The organism is Mesoflavibacter sp. SCSIO 43206 (assembly GCF_019904215.1).
In the GTDB taxonomy this organism is placed as follows: Bacteria; Bacteroidota; Bacteroidia; order Flavobacteriales; family Flavobacteriaceae; genus Mesoflavibacter; species Mesoflavibacter zeaxanthinifaciens.
The window spans coordinates 1,913,425-1,928,136 of the sequence record NZ_CP063201.1 but is presented as its reverse complement, the minus strand read 5'-3'; the positions used below and the strand labels follow the sequence as shown (position 1 = coordinate 1,928,136).

Genomic DNA, 14,712 nt, shown 5'->3' with positions numbered 1-14,712 from the left:
GATTTTCGTATCTTTATGATGTTCTGAGAAAGACAAAGAACTATAAAGACTTTCAATCTAAATGGTAGCTATTAGGTTAGTAATCAAATAGAAAACTAAGAAAGTCAATAATACTAAGGAATTACTGACAAGGTTTGAATCCTGTCGAGGTCACAACAATAAAAAACCACGTCTATTTGACGTGGTTTTTTGTTTTACAAACACTACAAACAAAATAAATTGCTTATTATCAAGTATATATCTATATTTATTTATAACTAATCAATACTATTAAGGTTATGAAAAAAAATATGGGAGCTTTAGATAAAAGCCTACGCGTACTTATTGCTATTATTATTGCTTTATTATATTATTTAGATGTAATAGAAGGTACACTAGCTTACGTTTTAATGGCTATTGCAATTATCTTTTTAATTACAAGTTTTATTAATTTTTGTCCATTGTATAAAATTTTAGGCATTAACACTAATAGACGTAAATCATGAGACAAAAAAAGAGCCTTTTTTAAAAAGGCTCTTTTTTTATACTATTTCTGCGCTTAATCCTGCTTCAAGAAGCTTGGAGCAACGTGGTTTCAAGTCGTCGTAATCTCCTGTTTTCACTGTACATTTTCCTTTATAATGTACTAAAATAGAACATTGCTCTGCTTGTTCTGGTGTGTGATCACACGCGTACATTAATGTATTAATAACGTGATCAAAGGTGTTAACGTCATCGTTATACAAAACAATTTCGTTATTGTTTTTCTCTAACGTATCTACTTCTAATTGTTCCTGAATTTTTTCTTTAGTACTCATATATACAATGATTTTGAGTGTATTACACTTCTAAAATATTAATTTTTAAAATGTAATGCAACCCAATTGTTACGTTTTAACGTTTTTGTATGCTGTAAATTATGAGCATTACACTCTTTTTCTATTAACGGAATATCTTCTTCATAGAAGCCACTTAAAAATAAACTTCCGTTGGTATTTAAACATTTTGCATATGTTGCTATGTCTTGCAATAAGATATTACGATTGATATTAGCTATTATTATGTCGTAATTTTTGTCTTTTAATAACGAAGCTTCTCCTTCGTAAACCGAAATATGTTTACAATTATTGCGTTCTACATTTTCTAAACTGTTTAAATAACACCAATTATCAATATCTATAGCGTCAATTGGTTTTGCTCCTTTCATCTCGGCTAGTATAGCTAAAACAGCTGTACCACATCCCATATCTAAGACTGATTTATCTTTAAAATCGTTTTGTAAGATATGCTGGATCATCATGTGTGTTGTTTCATGATGACCTGTCCCAAAACTCATTTTTGGTTCAATAACAATATCGTATTCTGTGTCAAATTTTTCATGAAATGGTGCGCGAACAGCACAAACATCATCCACTACAATTGGGTTAAAGTTTTTTTCCCATTCTGCATTCCAGTTAGTTTGCTCTATATCTTCGTGTGTGTAGGTAATATCAAACTCATCAGAATTTAATATTTGTATATCTTCTAAGATATTCTGGTTCCATTCTTCTTTTTGAATGTATGCTGTTACACCTTCTTCGGTTTCTACAAAACTTTCAAATCCTGCATAACCTAACTCGGCGATTAAAATTTCTACTGCTGGTTGTAATGGTTCTACTTTAAAATAGTAACCTTTATAAATAATATTAGACATTGTTATTGCTATGTTTTTGCGGTTTTACCCGCGTTAGCGATAGTAGTGACATCCTTTTTTTAGGTACGAGAAAAAGATATAACGAATAGCGCGACGCTTTGCCTGACTTAAATCAGGCAAAGGGTAACGCCCAAATTAATATTTTAAAATGCGTTTACTATTGCGAAAAAATCTTCTGCTTTTAGTGATGCTCCACCTATTAAGCCGCCATCTACGTCTGGTTTAGAGAAAATTTCTTTAGCGTTGTTTGGTTTTACGCTACCTCCGTAAAGGATTGAGACATCGTTTGCTACATCATCACCATATTTATCTGCTAATGTTTTACGGATAAATGCGTGCATGTCTTGTGCTTGCTCTGGACTAGCTGTCTCGCCTGTTCCTATTGCCCATACTGGCTCGTATGCTAAAACGATATTTTTAAATGCTGATGCGTCTAAATGAAATAATGCATTGCTAATTTGGTTACCTACTACGGTTTCTTCTTTTCCAGATTTACGGTCTTCTAACTCTTCGCCGAAGCAAAATATTACTCGCATATTATTTGCTAATGCTGCGTCTACTTTTTTTGCTAAAGTTGCGTCTGTCTCGTTAAAGTATGCTCTACGCTCGCTATGTCCTAAGATTACGGTTTGTATACCAACGCTTTTTAGCATTGATGCGCTTACTTCTCCTGTGTATGCTCCGTTTTCTGCGAAGTGCATGTTTTGAGCGATTACTTCTATATCTGATGTACGTAATGACTGAAATGAATGCCAAAGATTTGTAAATGAAGGCGCTATCATTACTTCTGCATCACTTGTTTGTGTTAGCTTTTGTAAATCTGTTAATAAGCCTTCTGTTTGGGCTAAGTCATTATTCATTTTCCAGTTTCCTGCGACGATGTTTTTTCTCATTTTTTTCCTGCGAAAGCAGGTATCTCTGCTTTCTTTTTAATTAAACTTAATATTTTTTAGTGTAAACTGCTTATTACGTTTTAAACACTATTTATTTCTATTTATCTATTATGAGATTCCTGCTTTCGCAGGAATTTTACTCTAATTTTACCTTTGGATCTAACCAACCGTAGATTATATCTACAAAAATATTAATTATTATGAAGAGTAGCGCTATAATTAGCACCGATCCCATAATTACTGGTAAATCTAAGGTGTTTAAAGCGTTTACAATTTCTTTACCTAAGCCATTCCACCCAAAAATATATTCTACAAAAACTGCTCCTGCTAACATACTTGCAAACCAACCTGATATTGCTGTAACTACAGGATTTAATGCGTTTTTTATAGCATGATTTTTTATAATTTGAAACTCTGAAAGTCCTTTTGCTTTGGCTGTACGAATGTAATCTTGGTTGAATACTTCTAATAGTGAGTTTCGCATTAATTGAATAACTACAGCTAATGGTCTAATCCCTAAAACTAGCGCAGGTAGAATTAAATTTTTCCATTTGATGTGCATTTTTTCTCCAAAGTCGTCAAGTTCGTATAAACTTCCTGTCATTTCTAAATTTGTGTATTTGTGCAATATAAAACCAAAAAACCACGCAAATAATATGGCACTAAAAAAGGAAGGTACACTCATCCCTAAAGTACTTATGACTTGTATGAATTTATCTAAAAATGTATCTTTTTTTAATGCTGAAATAACACCTAAAAATACACCCAAAAATAAAGCTATTGTTATCGCTGAAATTGCTAACACAAAAGTATTTGGTAATGTTTCTGAAAGTACTTGACTTACTTTTTTACCTTGTTTAGTAAAGCTTTCTCTTAAATATGGAAATTTTAAAACTGTGGTTGTATTAGCTACAGAAAACAGTTTGGTTGCTGCGTATTTATTTTGACTTAAAAACGTATAATCACCTTCTGTTTTTGAGTGAAATGAAATTGGTGACAAATCGTTTAAATAGTACAAATATTGTGTACTTATAGATTTATCAAATCCATATTTTTTTTTAACAATAGCTAACTGTTCGCTATCTTCGTTTTGTCCCAACATCATTTGTGCTGGATCACCTGGCAAAACACTAAATAAAAAGAAAATAACAGTGACTACTCCAAATAATGTGAGTAATGCGTAAAAGATTTTATTTAGTAAGTAGCTTAACAGATGTTATATTTTTATGATTAGGTTATTCTTGTTTTAGTTCAAAACTTGAGACACCAATGTATTTTTTACCTTTTACAGTGTTTACAGAATCTAAAAATTTTTCGAAAGAACCTTCTTTTTGAACAGGAACAAGCTTGTATTTATCCATATCTAAAGCTTCAGCTTCTTCTAACGTAGCTTCTTTTCCTTCTATTAAATATAAAACTTCTCCTTGACCTATCTGAGATATATTTTTGGTAGGTTCTGGTCGCTTTACTTTTGGCAATTCAATTTCATCAGCATCATTCCAATGTTTCTTTTGGATAATAGTTCCTTCTTCAAGTTTTAAAATACCTGGATTAGAACGTACGATGGTTTTTAAAGCAGTTTCGTCGCAGAAATAAAAATCAAAATTTAGATTATATTCTTTTTTAAATGTATTTGCTTCTTCTGGTCCTGTTGCTGTAATACCAATAACATCGTAGCCGTTTTCTATAGCTTTATCGGTTAATACTTTTATTGTTTTAAGACCTTCGGTTTCGGCTTTAGCCAAATTATAATTGATAATTAGTAATACGTGTGGACGATTTAAAATATCCTCGGTATAATTTTCTCCATCTTTTTCGATAGAAAAATCATGAATTGGAGCTTCATAACCTTCTTCTATCACATTGGTCTCTACTCCAATATAAGTCCCCGAAGATTCTGGATAACTTCCATTAGTTACATACTCTACTTCTTCTCCGTTTTCTTTAAACGTCCAAGTATATTCTATAACTGGTTGTGGCGCATCTTCTGGAATGGTCATTTTCTCGGTAATATTATTACCTACTTTAAATGGTCTAAAATCTATTGTTGGTAAGTGCATTAAGACATAATAAGCAAACCCTAAGCATGCAATAAAACTTAATAAGGCTATTACGGTTGTAATAAATTTACTAAAGAATGGCTTGATGTATTTTTGACCTGCAAAAATGATAAGAATCATAATTAATAGCACAACGTCTTTACCAAAACTTTCCCATGGGTCCATTTTCATAGCGTCACCAAAACATCCGCAATCTTTCACTTTATCAAAGTATGCTGAATAGAATGTTAGAAATGTGAAGAATACTATCATTAATAATAGACTCCATAATGTAAATTTCTTTTTATAACCAATAATTAAGAACACTCCTAAAAGCACTTCAAATACTACAACTACTATAGAAATTCCTAGAGCATAAGGCGTAAAAAATGGTAAATCTAAAACGGTTGGCCCAAAATATTCTTCTAGTTTAAAAGCAAACCCTATTGGATCATTAAGCTTTATAAACCCTGAAATGATAAAAAATATTCCGACAAAAATTCTTAAAAATCCTACTACAACTTTCATATTATTTTTTTCTGATTAGACAGAAATCTATTTTAGTTACTATTATTATGGATTCCTACTTACGCAGGAATTAAATTATTTTTCGTTTAAATGTATCATAGAAAACACAGCATAATTTATCATATCCTGATAATTTGCATCAATACCTTCGCTTACTAATGTTTTCCCTGCATTATCTTCAATTTGCTTAACGCGTAATAATTTTTGCAAAATTAAATCGGTTAGACTGCTTACACGCATATCTCTCCAAGCCTCGCCATAATCATGGTTTTTGTCTTCCATCAATTTTTTAGTGATTGCAACATGCTTATCGTATAATTCTGTAGCTTCATTTACATCCATATCTGGTTGATCTACAACACCTTTTTCAATTTGTATTAATGCCATAATACAGTAATTGATAATGCCTATAAATTCGCTTTGCTCACCTTCATCTACTTTTCTAACGTCATTTTGTTGTAAACTTCTTATACGTTGCGCTTTGATAAAAATTTGATCGGTTAAAGATGGTAATCTTAAAATACGCCATGCGCTTCCGTAATCAGACATTTTTTTTGTAAAAAGATCACGACAGGTTTTTATTACCGCATCGTATTGTTTAGAAGTATCTTGCATAAATGGTGTTCTTATCTTGATAATTTCCGTAAATTTCGCATAAAATTATTTAAAGTTCAAGGTTTAGGTATTAAAGTTTTAATAAGTTACTCTAACACCTATAAACTATATAGCAATGACAATAAATTGTAAAGGAAAACTCATCGATTTAAGCATGCCAAAAGTGATGGGGATTTTAAACGTAACACCAGATTCTTTTTATGATGGTGGACGTTATAAAGACGAAAATTCCATCTTAAATCAAGTTGAAACCATGCTTAATCAAGGCGCTACTTTTATAGATATTGGCGCTTACAGCTCTAGACCAAATGCAGATTTTGTTACAGAAGAGGAAGAACTGCAACGCATTGTACCTATTGTTGAGTTACTAGTGAAACATTTTCCTGAAATTATTATTTCTGTTGACACCTTTAGAAGTGAAGTTGCAAAACAAACCATTAAAGCTGGCGCGAGTTTGATTAATGATATTTCGGCAGGATTTTTAGATGAAAAAATGCTGCAAACAGTTGCAAACCTAAGCGTGCCATACATTATGATGCATATGCGCGGCACACCACAAACCATGCAAACGCTGACAGATTATGATAACTTGACAAAAGACATTAATTTCTATTTTTCTGAACGTATTAGCAAAGCCAGAGCTTTAGGCATAGTAGATTTAATTTTGGATCCTGGTTTTGGATTTGCAAAAACAACACAGCAAAATTTTGAACTTTTAAACCAATTAGAGCTTTTAAATATTGCGGATTTACCATTTTTAGTTGGCGTGTCTCGTAAGTCTATGATTTACAAAACACTAGACACAACAGCTCAAAACGCACTAAACGGAACAACTGCTTTACACATGATTGCTTTACAAAAAGGCGCAAAAATTTTACGCGTACATGATGTAAAAGAAGCTAAAGAATGTATAACACTTTATAACCAATTACATGCTTAAAAAAATAGGATTTATAGGATTTATCACGCTCTTTTTATGGTCTTGCGGAAACGAAAAAGTTATCCAATTACCAGAAGTACAACACGCTAAAATAACTGAAATTTTAGATGTGTCTCCTGCATATATTTTTTATAACGAAACACAACCAGACAGTGTAGAGCTTAATAGAAAAAATTTAATCATCTCTACCAATTGGTTATTTAATGTAGATAAACGCTTGACTTTAGAGCAAGCCATACCAAAAATTAAATTTTTGCAAGACAAAAAACGAAATGCAAAAATGCACAAAAATGAAGCTGCAAAAAACTATTACACTTGCAACGATACAAGCATTAAAAATTTAGGATTTATTGAGTTTACAGATGTAAATTATGTTGAAAATACCAATACTAAAAACAACAGCATAATAACAATTAATAGCTTAAATGATATTGCAATTCATCATAATGATGTAAAACTTTCAGAAGTTGATATTGATGATTTAATTATTCAACTTGAGAAAAATTTTAATAAAAATGAAGAAAATACTGTTTTGACACTTCATTTAAATAAGCAATTAAAATTTCAAGATTACATTACAGTAAAAAATAAACTTCAAAACTTAAATTTTGAAACTATAGTTATTGATAACAACGAGTATATTTTTTAATTCAATTTCATTAAATTTACAAAAACCGACTTCACTTTGGAGATATTAGATGATATTTTAAAATTTAGTTTAATAGACGTTATCGACGTTATTTTAGTTGCACTACTTCTCTACTATGTTTACAAATTAGTAAAAGGTACTGTGGCTATCAATATTTTTATTGGTATTGTAATTATTTACATTATATGGAAGGTTACGCAAGCACTACAAATGCAAATGCTAAGTAACATTTTAGGTGGATTTATTAGCGTAGGAATGTTTGCGTTAATTGTGGTTTTTCAGCAAGAAATTAGAAAGTTTTTATTAATGATAGGTTCTACCAATTTTGCTAGCAGACGCAAGTTTTTTAGTCAGCTTAAGTTTTTAAAAATGGAAGAAAACGCTACAACAAATATTGATGCTATTATTGCCGCTTGTAATAAAATGAGTGCTTCAAAAACTGGTGCATTAATTGTTTTAGAACGCAATAACAACCTAGACTTTTTAGCCAATACTGGTGACGAGATGAATATTAAAGTAACACAACCTATTATAGAAAGTATCTTTTTTAAGAATAGTCCTTTACATGATGGTGCAATTATAATACAAGATAATATTGTAAAAGCAACACGTGTTATTTTACCTGTAAATAACGAAAAAAATATACCACAACGTTTTGGACTACGTCATCGTGCTGCAGTTGGCGTTACCGAGCGTACAGACGCTGTAGCTATTGCAGTAAGTGAAGAAACAGGACAAATATCTTGTTTTAGAGATGGTGAATTTGTACCATTTTCTGATACTTCAGAATTAGCTGAAGTTTTGAAAAAAGATTTGGTTTAATTAATAAAATATGAAAGTTACTAATAAGGTGTTTTCAAATTTATTTCTTGCTTCTGAAAATGAAAGAGCAGAAAATTTTGGAATAGACTTTACAATTTCATCTTTCTTAGCTCTTATTGTTATTTATTTCACTTACTCAGATGTCAAAATTGCATTTCTTACTTATTTTGTGGTTAGATTTATTTATTATTTTTCCTTTGAAATCATCTTTTCAAGAACACCAGGTAAATTTGAAACACTAACTTTAGTTGTCAATTCTGAAGGAAACAAACCTTCCATATTTCAACTTTTAACAAGAAACATTATTCGATTTATTAGCATTTTCTCAGGAGTTAGCGACAATGAAAGAGCTATTCATGATAGTATTTCTAATACTTTTGTTATTAAAGACAATACACTAAGAAAAATAGAATTTAAAAAAATAGCATACCTTATATATAATGTATCACTATTTATTTATTTGTTATCTATTGTAGTTGAATATTTTTCAAAAGAATATCAAATTGATTCAAAATCTACAATAGATATTTCAATTATTATAACAGTTATTGCTTGTATTTCAATTCTATACAAATGGATTAAAAACAACTTTTAATTAAGCCACTTCAGATTGTAAAAACTGAACTTCATAAAGGTTTCTATAGTAACCATTTTCCTTTTTAAGTAATTCTTGATGTGTTCCTTGCTCTACAATTTGACCATTATCCATTACAATAATATTATCTGCTTTTTGTATGGTAGCCAAACGGTGAGCAATAACAATAGATGTACGACCTTTAGTAATCTTATCAGTTGCATTTTGGATTAATTGTTCTGAATACGAATCTACAGAAGATGTTGCTTCATCTAAAATTAAAATACTTGGATTAGTGACATACGCACGTAAAAATGATATTAACTGACGTTGCCCAGAAGATAACATAACACCACGTTCTTTTACATTATAATGATATCCGTTAGGAAGACTCATTATAAAATCGTGTATTCCAATATCCTTTGCAGCTTGTATGACTTGTGCTTCCGTAATTTCGGGATGATTTAAAGTAATGTTACTTAAAATAGTATCTGCAAACAAAAACACATCTTGCAACACAACTGCAGTTTGCTGCCTTAAAGAACTTAATGTAAAGTCTTTAATATTAGTGTTATCTATTTTAATTTCACCGTTATTAATTTCGTAAAAACGATTTAATAAGTTAATTACTGTACTTTTTCCTGCGCCAGTAGCACCAACAATAGCAACGGTTTGACCTGCGTTAACTCCAAAAGAAATGCCTTTTAAAACTTCTTCGTCTTCAACATATCTAAAATGAACATCTTTAAAGCTAATGCTTCCTTTTAAATCTTTAGCTACGATGGTTCCAGAATTATCAATTTGCGAAGTGGTATCTAAAATTTTAAACACTCTGTTGGCAGCAACAAGTCCCATTTGAAGTGTACTAAACTTATCTGCTATTTGACGTAAAGGTCTAAATAACATTGGTATCATGGTTATGAACATAAACAAATCTCCTGCTGAAACAGAACCGTCAATAATCACTCTTAATCCACCAAAATATACTACTGTACCTACAGTTAATGCCGATAAAACCTCTAAAATTGCAAAAAAGATAGAGTTATACCAAACGGTTTTTAACCAAGCATTTTTATGTCTTGTATTTATCTCTTGAAAGTTTTTATACTCGGTTACTTCTCTAGTAAATAATTGCAGAATTTTCATTCCTGTAACACGTTCTTGCACAAAGGAATTTAGATTAGAAACTTCATTTCTAATTTCTTCAAAAGCTTGTTTCATGTAACGTTGAAATACTTTTGTAGCATACAGTATAATTGGAAGCATCACAAAAACTATGATAGCAAGTTTCCAATTTACATAAAGCATAGCGCTAGAGACAACAATCATAATTAATAAATCCCTTATGATTGAAAATAAACCATCACCAAATACAGACGAAATACGTTCCATATCAGTAACTGCTCTTGTTATTAAAACTCCAACTGAAGAATTGTTAAAGTATTTCATTCTAAAATTAAGCATGTGATCAAACAGCTTAACTCTAATATCTTTAACCATTTTTAAACCTAACCAAGACGAATAGTAGATAAATAGCAATTGAAAAACAACTGTTGCTAATAATAGCAAAGCCATAATAGTGATCAAGTTAACAAAACCATCATAATCTTGTTTCACTAAATGCTCATCTACAATTTCTCTTACTAATAAAGGTGTCGCAATACTCAATGCTCCTAAAATTAATACAGAAACTATTAAACCGTAAAAAACTACACGGTAAGGTTTTGTATATTTAAAAAGACGCTTAAATAAGTTAACGTCAAATATGTTTTCTTTTTTCTTAGTCATCTATTTTAATGGAATCTGGATATTCTACAGCTGTTAAATATAACCCTTGAGCTGGCACAGAATAACCTGCTTCTCCTCTATTTTTTGATTTTATAATTTGATGCATATCGGTAACTTCAATTTTACCAACACCAATATTTATTAACGTACCAACTATGGCACGCACCATATTACGCAAAAAACGATCTGCTTTTATGGTGAAATGAAGCTCGTCTTCAACAATATTAAATTCAGCTTCTTTGATATCACAATTATACGTTTTTACATCTGTATGCACTTTAGAAAAGCATTGAAAATCTTTATAATTCAATAAGATTTTTGCTGCTTTTTTCATCTTTTCAACATCTAATTGCTGTTTTACAAAATACGCTTGCTCTGTGTTAAACGCATTTTTTTTAAGTGAAATTCTGTATAAATAACTTCTGCTTAAAGCATCAAAACGTGCATGCGCATCAGACTTTACTTTAAAAACATTGTGTATAGCAATGTCTTTTGGTAAAAACGAATTCAATTTATAAATTAATTGCGCTTTTTCAACAATTTGTTCTGTATCAAAATGCGCAAAAATTTGTTTAGCATGTACACCTGCATCGGTACGTCCTGCTCCGACAATAGCAACGGATTCACCCAATAAAGTACTTAACGCATTTTCTAAAACTTCTTGAACAGAAATAGCATTAGGCTGATTTTGCCAACCGTGATAGGCTTTTCCGTTATATGATAATTCTATGAAATATCTCAATTAATCGCTTATTTTTACAAATTGAAATGCAAAGATAAGATAAAGCATTAAGTTAAAAACTTGATGATAGAAGTTTTAAGAATAGTTTAATTAAGAGATGAAAAAAATACTGCTACTTTCTGATACACATAGTTACATTGACGACACTATATTAAAACACGTAAAAAATGCAGATGAAGTCTGGCACGCTGGTGATATTGGTAACTTAAGTGTTACAGATCAAATACAAAAGCTAAAACCTTTACGTGCTGTTTGGGGAAATATTGATGGTGATAAAGCACGAGCAGAATTCCCAGAACATAATCGTTTTACTGTAGAAGGTGTTGACGTTTGGATTACCCATATTGGTGGCTATCCTGGTAGATACAACATTAGAGTTAGAGATGCTATAAAAGCTAACCCACCAAAACTATTTATATGTGGTCATTCTCATATTTTAAAAGTTATGCCTGATAAAAAATTGGGGTTGTTACATATGAATCCTGGCGCCATTGGCATCCACGGTTTTCATAAAGTACGTACTATGTTACGTTTTACAATAGATAATGGTAAGATTGATAATTTAGAGGTTATTCAATACGATAGAAAATAAAAAAACCGAAGTTATTCACTTCGGTTTTTCTTTCGCACTAATACTACTAAGATGATAGGTTTATCGTAATCTATCTACTGATTTTACAAGATCTTCATCCTTTTTAATGGCTCTATTGGCAAGAACCAAAAATACGATAGAAATGACAGGAAGAAAGATCCCAACACCTTTCTCTGAAACTCCATTAGCTTCTCCAGGTGAGTTAAGTATTCGATACACGAAAAATCCTAGTAAAATTAAGTTTAATATCATATTTAGACGTCCCAACATAAATTGAGACTTTCTATTTTTAAAATTGAAAATCGAGATAATTGCTAAAATAGCTGAACCTACAAAAAGTCCTAAAGCAAGCACTTCGTCTTTAGCATAAACAACTGTTCCCTCTGCAGTGGTCCACAGATTAAATGCAAATATTAATCCGCCAGAGATAATAGCAACAATTAATAAATATACAGTTTGGATGCGTTGTAGCATAATAATTTTTAATTTTTAGGATTACAAAAATATAGTTTCTTTTAGAATTATAGAACTAAAAATTAAAATAAAAGTTGTATAATTGCATTAACGTTACGCAACACTCACAATAGCAAAGCGTTAATTCTTCAGAAATATCTTATTTTCTTTAAGAAACAATCAATTAAAAATTATAACATTACATAAGTTAATTCAACATCAATGTTTGAAATCTCACAATTAAAAGCCATGAAGCTTCCTGAATTACAGGAAATTGCTAAAAAATTGAGCGTTCCTAAATTTCGCTCTATGAAAAAATTAGATTTAGTATATCAAATACTAGACAAACAAGCAGCTGACCCAAAAGCTGTCTTAGAAGTAAAAAAGGAAGACACAGAGGATAAACCAAAACCTCAAAGACAAAAAAGAACAAGAGTTAGCAAAGCTTCAGCAGACAAGAAAACTTCAACAGAAAAAAAAGATGATAACCAAAGTAAATTAGATTTAGAGTCTGATAAATCTAAAGAAAAGAAGGAACAGCCTAAAAAAGCTACCCAACAAAATCATCAAAAAAATAAACAGTCAAATAACAACGACAACAAAAAAGACGATAAGCAACAAAAGGACAATAAAGCTAGCAAACCTAATAATAACAATCGTCAAAAAAATAACAACAACAAGAATAACAACAACAATCAAAAAGGTAATAACGGAAACAAAGATAACCGTAACCGTTATAGAGAACCAGATTTTGAGTTTGATGCTATTATTGAAAGTGAAGGTGTTTTAGACATCATGCAGGACGGTTATGGTTTTTTAAGAAGCTCTGATTACAATTACCTTTCTTCTCCTGATGATATTTATGTATCACAATCTCAAATTAGATTATTTGGATTAAAAACAGGGGACACTGTTTTAGGTAATGTTCGTCCTCCAAAAGAAGGTGAAAAGTATTTTCCTCTTATAAAAATTAATAAAATAAACGGTCAAAGTCCTAATGTGGTTAGAGATCGTGTATCTTTTGAACATTTAACACCACTTTTTCCAAAAGAGAAATTTAATATTGCAGAAAAGCAAAGTACAATTTCTACTAGAATTATGGATCTATTCTCTCCTATAGGGAAAGGTCAACGTGGTATGATTGTATCACAACCAAAAACAGGTAAAACCATGTTACTAAAGGACGTAGCAAATGCAATAGCTGCTAATCATCCAGAAGTATATCAAATGATCTTACTTATCGATGAGCGTCCTGAAGAAGTTACAGACATGCAACGTAATGTACGCGGAGAAGTAATTGCTTCTACTTTTGATAAAGAAGCTCATGAACACGTAAGAATCGCTAATATAGTTTTAGAAAAAGCAAAAAGATTAGTAGAATGTGGACACGATGTTGTTATTCTTTTAGATTCTATTACCCGTTTAGCAAGAGCTTACAATACAGTACAACCAGCTTCAGGAAAAATACTTTCTGGTGGTGTAGATGCAAATGCTTTACACAAACCTAAGCGTTTCTTTGGTGCAGCTAGAAATATTGAAAATGGTGGATCTTTAACTATAATAGCTACAGCTTTAACAGATACTGGTTCTAAAATGGACGAAGTTATCTTTGAAGAGTTTAAAGGAACAGGAAACATGGAACTACAATTAGATAGAAAAATTGCTAATAGACGTATTTTCCCTGCTATTGATTTAACTTCTTCTAGTACACGTCGTGACGACCTATTATTAGATGACAATACAGTACAACGCATGTGGGTAATGAGAAAATACCTAGCAGACATGAATCCTGTTGAAGCGATGGAATTTATCAATGAAAGATTTAAACAAACAAAAAACAATGAAGAGTTTTTAATCTCTATGAATGGTTAAGACTTAAAGAATGTTATATAAAAAAAGCCTTGAAATTATTCAAGGCTTTTTTTATAATCTTAAAATGCGCTAATATTATAACTGAAAATTATTAAAACAAAAAAACGCTTCATAAAATGAAGCGTTAAAATAATATTATATAACTAATAATAATTTCTTATAATGCAGCTACGTGCTTAGCTAATTTAGATTTAATATTAGCTGCTTTGTTAGCATGAATAATGTTTTTCTTAGCTAACTTATCTAACATAGATACAACAGAAGGTAATAACTCTTCAGCTTCTTTCTTGTTATCTAAGTCACGTAATCTTTTTACAGCATTACGAGTTGTCTTATGCTGATATCTATTTCTTAAGCGTTTAGCTTCGTTACTTCTTATTCTTTTTAATGCTGACTTATGATTTGCCATTAGTTCTTTTTTTATTAAAAAATTGTAGCCCGTAGGGGAATCGAACCCCTCTTACCAGGATGAAAACCTGGCGTCCTAGCCGATAGACGAACGGGCCATTTGTTATTTTGAGAGCGCAAATATA

The 14,712-nt window shown here is 30.9% G+C and carries 17 protein-coding genes and 1 tRNA gene; 7 read left to right on the top strand and 11 right to left on the bottom strand.

Features of this window, described 5'->3' with window-relative positions; genetic code table 11:
• Positions 1-278 precede the first annotated feature (278 nt).
• Positions 279-485: a DUF2892 domain-containing protein gene (locus tag INR78_RS08905; protein WP_106679027.1), complete on the top strand. Its 207-nt coding sequence runs from the start codon at positions 279-281 to the stop codon at positions 483-485.
• A 36-nt stretch (positions 486-521) separates the two neighbouring features.
• Here INR78_RS08905 and INR78_RS08900 read toward each other — a convergent pair whose 3' ends face one another.
• The 6 genes from INR78_RS08900 to INR78_RS08875 all read right to left on the bottom strand — a co-directional run bounded on the left by INR78_RS08900 (position 522) and on the right by INR78_RS08875 (position 5,747).
• Positions 522-797, bottom strand: a complete 276-nt coding sequence (locus INR78_RS08900) for an ATP-dependent Clp protease adaptor ClpS (RefSeq protein WP_106679025.1) — start codon at positions 795-797, stop codon at positions 522-524.
• Between the two features lie 38 nt (positions 798-835).
• Complete coding sequence (gene prmA, locus INR78_RS08895) at positions 836-1,672, bottom strand: 50S ribosomal protein L11 methyltransferase (RefSeq protein ID WP_223076227.1); 837 nt, start codon at positions 1,670-1,672, stop codon at positions 836-838.
• Between the two features lie 143 nt (positions 1,673-1,815).
• Positions 1,816-2,565, bottom strand: a complete 750-nt coding sequence (gene tpiA, locus INR78_RS08890; RefSeq protein WP_223076226.1) for a triose-phosphate isomerase — start codon at positions 2,563-2,565, stop codon at positions 1,816-1,818.
• Positions 2,566-2,701: 136 nt separating this feature from the next.
• A complete protein-coding gene (locus INR78_RS08885) occupies positions 2,702-3,778 on the bottom strand; it encodes an ABC transporter permease (protein WP_223078050.1) in 1,077 nt (358 codons plus the stop codon).
• A 22-nt stretch (positions 3,779-3,800) separates the two neighbouring features.
• The gene (locus INR78_RS08880; protein WP_223076225.1) at positions 3,801-5,132 is read right to left on the bottom strand and encodes a BT_3928 family protein; all 1,332 of its coding nucleotides are present in this window, start codon (positions 5,130-5,132) and stop codon (positions 3,801-3,803) included.
• 75 nt (positions 5,133-5,207) lie between these two features.
• Positions 5,208-5,747 carry a DUF1599 domain-containing protein gene (locus INR78_RS08875; RefSeq protein WP_223076224.1) on the bottom strand — a complete coding sequence of 180 codons (540 nt, stop codon included), beginning with the start codon at positions 5,745-5,747 and terminating at the stop codon, positions 5,208-5,210.
• A gap of 115 nt (positions 5,748-5,862) precedes the next feature.
• On the opposite strand from INR78_RS08875, the gene folP reads away from it, so the two are divergent.
• The 4 genes from folP to INR78_RS08855 are packed head-to-tail and all read left to right on the top strand — an operon-like array spanning position 5,863 to position 8,753.
• The gene (folP, locus tag INR78_RS08870) at positions 5,863-6,687 is read left to right on the top strand and encodes a dihydropteroate synthase (protein ID WP_223076223.1); all 825 of its coding nucleotides are present in this window, start codon (positions 5,863-5,865) and stop codon (positions 6,685-6,687) included.
• Positions 6,680-7,336, top strand: a complete 657-nt coding sequence (locus INR78_RS08865) for a hypothetical protein (protein ID WP_223076222.1) — start codon at positions 6,680-6,682, stop codon at positions 7,334-7,336. Before folP ends, INR78_RS08865 begins: the two co-directional genes overlap by 8 nt.
• A 36-nt stretch (positions 7,337-7,372) precedes the next feature.
• Positions 7,373-8,158, top strand: coding sequence for a diadenylate cyclase CdaA (cdaA, locus tag INR78_RS08860; protein WP_223076221.1), 786 nt, complete (start codon positions 7,373-7,375; stop codon positions 8,156-8,158).
• A gap of 10 nt (positions 8,159-8,168) precedes the next feature.
• Positions 8,169-8,753: an RDD family protein gene (locus INR78_RS08855; protein WP_223076220.1), complete on the top strand. Its 585-nt coding sequence runs from the start codon at positions 8,169-8,171 to the stop codon at positions 8,751-8,753.
• On the opposite strand, the gene INR78_RS08850 is transcribed toward INR78_RS08855, so the two are convergent.
• Positions 8,754-10,520 carry an ABC transporter ATP-binding protein gene (locus INR78_RS08850; protein WP_223076219.1) on the bottom strand — a complete coding sequence of 589 codons (1,767 nt, stop codon included), beginning with the start codon at positions 10,518-10,520 and terminating at the stop codon, positions 8,754-8,756. It lies immediately after the preceding gene.
• On the bottom strand, positions 10,513-11,262 hold the full coding sequence (gene truA / locus INR78_RS08845) for a tRNA pseudouridine(38-40) synthase TruA (RefSeq protein ID WP_223076218.1): 750 nt from the start codon (positions 11,260-11,262) through the stop codon (positions 10,513-10,515). The genes INR78_RS08850 and truA overlap by 8 nt, the downstream gene beginning before the upstream one ends.
• 97 nt (positions 11,263-11,359) lie before the next feature.
• On the opposite strand from truA, the gene INR78_RS08840 reads away from it, so the two are divergent.
• Positions 11,360-11,854: a metallophosphoesterase gene (locus tag INR78_RS08840; RefSeq protein ID WP_223076217.1), complete on the top strand. Its 495-nt coding sequence runs from the start codon at positions 11,360-11,362 to the stop codon at positions 11,852-11,854.
• Positions 11,855-11,914: 60 nt separating this feature from the next.
• Here INR78_RS08840 and INR78_RS08835 read toward each other — a convergent pair whose 3' ends face one another.
• On the bottom strand, positions 11,915-12,328 hold the full coding sequence (locus INR78_RS08835; RefSeq protein WP_027880709.1) for a DUF4293 domain-containing protein: 414 nt from the start codon (positions 12,326-12,328) through the stop codon (positions 11,915-11,917).
• Between the two features lie 201 nt (positions 12,329-12,529).
• On the opposite strand from INR78_RS08835, the gene rho reads away from it, so the two are divergent.
• Positions 12,530-14,179 (top strand): transcription termination factor Rho, encoded by a 1,650-nt coding sequence (gene rho, locus INR78_RS08830; protein ID WP_223076216.1) that lies wholly within the window; start codon positions 12,530-12,532, stop codon positions 14,177-14,179.
• A 157-nt stretch (positions 14,180-14,336) separates the two neighbouring features.
• On the opposite strand, the gene rpsT is transcribed toward rho, so the two are convergent.
• Positions 14,337-14,588, bottom strand: a complete 252-nt coding sequence (gene rpsT, locus INR78_RS08825; protein ID WP_223076215.1) for a 30S ribosomal protein S20 — start codon at positions 14,586-14,588, stop codon at positions 14,337-14,339.
• A 25-nt stretch (positions 14,589-14,613) separates the two neighbouring features.
• Positions 14,614-14,685 (bottom strand) — tRNA-Glu (locus INR78_RS08820).
• Positions 14,686-14,712: the final 27 nt, after the last annotated feature.